A 1916-nucleotide genomic window follows, 5' to 3' on the forward strand; every position below is an offset into this window, starting at 1 on the left:
CGCCCGGCCGGCTGTCGTCTTCCTGGACGAGGCCACCTCGGCCATCGACGAGGGGCTCGAGTATGCGCTGTACGGCCTGCTCAGGAGTGAACTTCCGGACAGCATCGTGGTCAGCGTGGGGCACCGCAGCACCCTGAGTCAGTTCCATACCCGCGGTGTGGAACTCGAGGGCGAGGGGCAGTGGTCCGAGTCGACCCTGGTGGGTTAGATGTGGCCGTTTCGTCAGGTGTACAGCAAAATTCGTCGGAAGCCGGCGAATCGGTGAGCGTGCGTGGTCAGGACGTCCGGCGATACGAGGCGGCGAGTTCGTCGGCGCGATCCCACGGCGACCAGTCGATATCACGGCCCTCGAGTTGGGCTTCCATCACTTCGAGGCCTGCGTGCCAGCCGGCGGCGTGGGCGTAGGCCGATTCTTCTTCTTCCACCGTGTGGGTGAGGGTGAGCCAGCATCCGCCGCTTCCGTCCGGGACGAGTTCCCAGTGCAGTGTCTCGGCGTCCCAAAGATATTCGAGGATATGTGCGGGGTGCACGGAGATGACGGTGCCGGTGGTGGTGTGGTCCTCGGGCAACCCGAACCGACGCACCTGTTCGGGCGTCACTCGGAATACGAGCTCGGCGCCCGGCCTGAGATCGAAGTCGACGTCGGCCGGAAACCATGCCTTCAGGTACTGCGGGTCGGTGAGTACGCGCCACACCTTCTCCGGTGAGTGCGACAACGGCCGCTGAAACCGGAGGGCCACCCTTCCGTCGTACGTGAAAGTGACGGTGCCGAGATCCATGGGTGACCTCCGTTGGTCTGGGGGTGTGACTGCTCCCCATGGTACTGGCAAAAGGTGCCGGGAACGGCAGGGTCGAGTGAGTGAAAATGGCTGCGACCAGCGGTCCGATTGCCGGATTGTCACAGTGCACACCAAAACGGGTGTCCACCCCTGGCAGATGTGGGATAACGGTCGTGCACAGGGAATGGGGTGTGACATGGTGCCGCTCGATCCGATATCTGCGGTCTTGATGACAGCGGAGGTGGTGGCAAACCCGTTGCATGTCGCCGCTGTGCTCATCCTGTCTCCACCCGAAGGCAGCGGAGACGGTTACGTCGACGAGCTCTACGAGAATGCACTTGCCGGCACCGACGAGGTGGATGCGCGCTTACGCAGATATCCGCATCTGGGCGTCGACACGGGCGGTGTCTGGGTGTGGCGCGATATCGGCGACCTGGACCTGCGCCACCACATGCGACGGCGATCGTTGCCGCCCGGCGCGGGACGGGAGGCTCTGTGGGCTGTCGTGGGCGAGCTGCATGCCGAACCACTCGATCGGTCTCGGCCGATGTGGCAGGCATGCCTGATCGATGGTCTGCAGGACGGCAAGTTCGCTTACTACGCGAAGGTGCATCACTCGCTGATGGATGGCGTCGCCGGATTCCGGATGATCGCAGAGTCGCTGACGTCCGATCCCGAACGTCGGGCCATGCGGCCGTTTTTCGTGTCTCCGCCGGAGAAGGAACCGATCGGACGTGCGGAGGCCGGGTCCGGGATCCTCCCGAATCCGATCGCGCTCACGCGCTCGGCGCTGGGTGTCGCCGCGTCGAGCGCAGGCTTCGTCCGCCGGGTCGTCGAGGGGGCGGCCTCGAATATGGTCCAGGGCCTGACCACATCCACCACCACCCTGCCGTTCGGTGCGCCGCGCACCCGGTTCAACGGGCGTCTGGGCAGGGGCCGCAGCTTTGCTGCCCAGACCTGGCCCAAGTCTCGGCTGCGGGCTGTGCAGAACGCGGCCGGCGTGACCGGAAACGATGTGGTCACCGCGATGGTGGCGGGTGGGTTGAGGTATTGGCTCATCGAGCACGGTGAACTTCCTGCCAGGTCGCTCGTGGCGATCTGCCCGGTATCGGTGCGCGGCCGGAACACCGACCGGAA

2 protein-coding genes and 1 pseudogene are annotated in these 1916 nt (G+C 65.2%); 2 read left to right on the forward strand and 1 reads right to left on the reverse strand.

The genetic code is table 11. The annotated features are described in order from the left end of the window. Nucleotides 1-208: pseudogene (locus tag WAW17_RS19180) on the forward strand (ABC transporter ATP-binding protein/permease); the annotation flags it as partial. Nucleotides 209-275: 67 nt separating this feature from the next. Here the strand turns inward: WAW17_RS19180 and WAW17_RS19185 are convergent. Beyond that, nucleotides 276-779 carry an SRPBCC family protein gene (locus tag WAW17_RS19185; protein ID WP_422334519.1) on the reverse strand — a complete coding sequence of 168 codons (504 nt, stop codon included), beginning with the start codon at nucleotides 777-779 and terminating at the stop codon, nucleotides 276-278. A 196-nt stretch (nucleotides 780-975) separates the two neighbouring features. On the opposite strand from WAW17_RS19185, the gene WAW17_RS19190 reads away from it, so the two are divergent. Continuing rightward, nucleotides 976-1916: wax ester/triacylglycerol synthase domain-containing protein (locus tag WAW17_RS19190; RefSeq protein ID WP_422334520.1), on the forward strand; the 941-nt coding region annotated here is incomplete at its 3' end.

The organism is Rhodococcus sp. (in: high G+C Gram-positive bacteria), from assembly GCF_049286785.1.
Lineage (GTDB): Bacteria > Actinomycetota > Actinomycetes > Mycobacteriales > Mycobacteriaceae > Rhodococcus_F.

Coding starts and splice junctions, on each gene's coding strand:
- WAW17_RS19185 (WP_422334519.1), bottom strand. CDS start 779: ATGGATCTCGGCACCGTCACTTTCACGTACGACGGAAGGGTGGCCCTC.